The organism is Psychrobacter pacificensis, assembly GCF_900101915.1.
GTDB lineage: Bacteria > Pseudomonadota > Gammaproteobacteria > Pseudomonadales > Moraxellaceae > Psychrobacter > Psychrobacter pacificensis.
The window spans coordinates 1-2,499 of record NZ_FNAL01000052.1; the positions used below are offsets into that span (position 1 = coordinate 1).

Here is a 2,499-nt window from a genome sequence, read left to right on the forward strand (position 1 = left end):
GGTACAAACAGCCGTACCGCGCAGTCGTATCACGGCAACGTATACATGGACGAATATTTTTGGATTCATAAGTTTATTGAATTCAGAAAAGTTGCATCAGGTATGGCCATGCACAAAAAATGGCGTCAGACATACATATCAACGCCATCATCTAAGCAGCACCAAGCATATAAGTTTTGGACTGGCCAACTGTATAACCGTGGCCGTAAAGGTGATGACCGAATCGAAATAGATGTGACGCCGCATAACCTAAAAAATGGCAAGTTGTGCGGTGATAAACAATGGCGGCAAGTCGTCAATGTCTATGACGCTATGAACGGTGGTTGTGACCTGTTCGACATTGATGACTTGCGGATGGAATACAGCGAGGACGAGTTCAATAACTTGCTGATGTGTGAATTTATTGATGACACGTTATCCGCTTTTAGTGTCAGCGAACTACAGTCATGCATGGTCGATACGTTAGAGATATGGGATGACTGGAAGCCTTATACGCCAAGGCCACTTGGTAATCAGCCAGTATGGCTTGGCTATGATCCGTCATTGAGCCGTGATAGCGCTGGACTTGTGATATTAGCAGCACCAAGTACACCAAACGGCATGATACGCGGCATTGAGCGTTTGCAGTTTAAAAACCCAGACTTCGAAGCACAAGCAAACGTCATCAGAGAAATGACAGAAAAGTATAACGTGGAGTATATAGCTATTGACGTGACTGGTCTTGGTATTGGTGTCTATCAGTCGGTCATTAAGTTTTATCCGCAAGCTGTCAAGCTGCATTACAGCCCAGAGTTGAAGCAGCAATTTGTCCTAAAGACAAAGGACGTTATCAAAAAAGGCCGCTTAACTTTTGACCACGAATGGACGGATGTAGTAGGCGCGTTTACTTCGATACACAAAACAATCACTAGCAGCGAAAAAGCGGTCACTTATAAAGCCGATCGCAATGAAGATACTGGCCATGCGGATCTAGCATGGGCATTAATGCACGCACTACATAGAGAGCCTTTGGCAATTGCTCAAGGTGAAGACGAATCCGCACTGGAGATATTTGAATGAATGAAACAGAAAATCATGCAGTGGTAGAAATGCCGGGCATGGAGGCTTTTACCTTCGGCGATCCCATCCCAGTGATGGAACAATGGCAAACTTTGTATTGGGGTGAATGTCACAATCATCAACTATGGTATGCGCCGCCATATGATCCAGATGCTTTGTCTAAGACGATGAGAGCATCACCACATCATAGTAGTGCGATCTTTGTTAAGCGCAATATTTTGGCTAGCACCTTTATCCCGCATCCTTTATTATCCCATCGTGATTTTAGCCGCTTAGTCTTGGACTATATGACGTTTGGCAATGCCTACATTGAACGCGTTACCTCACGCTCCAAAAAAACCATGAAGCTGAATGTTCCACTCGCTAAGTACATGCGCGTCGGTGTTGACGCTCAAAGCTACTACTTTGCAACGCATAGCTGGGCCGAACCGCATAAGTATAAAGCCGATAACATCTGTCATCTGATTGAACCAGATATCAATCAAGAAGTGTATGGTGCGCCTGAATATCTATCAGCGCTTAATGCGGCGTGGCTTGATGAGTCAGCGACGTTATTCAGACGTAAGTATTATTTGAATGGCAGCCACGCTGGGTACATCTTATACATCAATGACCCAGCGACAAATAAAGAAGACATCGATGCAATCCGTAAAGCTTTGAAGGACAGCAAAGGCCCTGGTAACTTTCGTAACCTATTCATGTATTCGCCCAACGGTAAAAAGGATGGAATCCAAATCTTACCGATCAGTGAAGTCAGTGCCAATGATGACTTCTTTAAAATCAAAGAAGCGAGTCGAATAGATATTGCAGCTGCTCATCGAGTACCACCTCAACTGATGGGGGCGTCACCAACCAATGCGGCGGGCTTTGGTGACCTAATCAAAGCGGCCAGAGTTTTCGCAGTCAATGAGCTTATGCCTTTACAACAGACCATGCTACAGATCAACGATTGGCTAGGTGAAGAAGTCATCAGATTCAAAGACTACTCGCTACTCAAAGATGAAGATTAAATAACCAATTTTAAGATCAATATATCCGCTCTAAATCGAGCGGATTTTTTTGGCTTTCAAAAAACGCAATCGAAGCCCCGCCTCGCCCACGATAAAAAAACATGGTTTTCGACGACCATGACGATCATGGCGGTGGCTTTGGCGTAACTAGGGGAAGGGCAGATAAACAACTGTTTGAAATGACGAGATGTGACGAATATTTATACTCAATCCCACGCTAAAATATCTGGGATGTAGAAGTTAAGGCGCTGTACGTGAATAAAAACAAGGTTTGCGGGTGATAAGTCAGTTCTGTGCAATCCCACGATCTATCCCATCGTGGGATTAGACTCAAATTGCAGACATAAAAAAACCTGCTCGAAAGCAGGTCTAGTATAGGTTTGAGAACTTTTATCACTATCCGAAAATGGTGGGGCTGGAGAGACTCGAA

At 44.3% G+C, this 2,499-nt stretch carries 2 protein-coding genes; both read left to right on the plus strand.

The window, feature by feature from the left end; genetic code table 11:
• Nucleotides 1-1,059: terminase large subunit domain-containing protein (locus tag BLR43_RS13365; protein WP_208855963.1), on the plus strand; the 1,059-nt coding region annotated here is incomplete at its 5' end.
• Nucleotides 1,056-2,069: a phage portal protein gene (locus BLR43_RS13370; RefSeq protein WP_093071469.1), complete on the plus strand. Its 1,014-nt coding sequence runs from the start codon at nt 1,056-1,058 to the stop codon at nt 2,067-2,069. The genes BLR43_RS13365 and BLR43_RS13370, both read left to right, overlap by 4 nt.
• Nucleotides 2,070-2,499 lie beyond the last annotated feature (430 nt).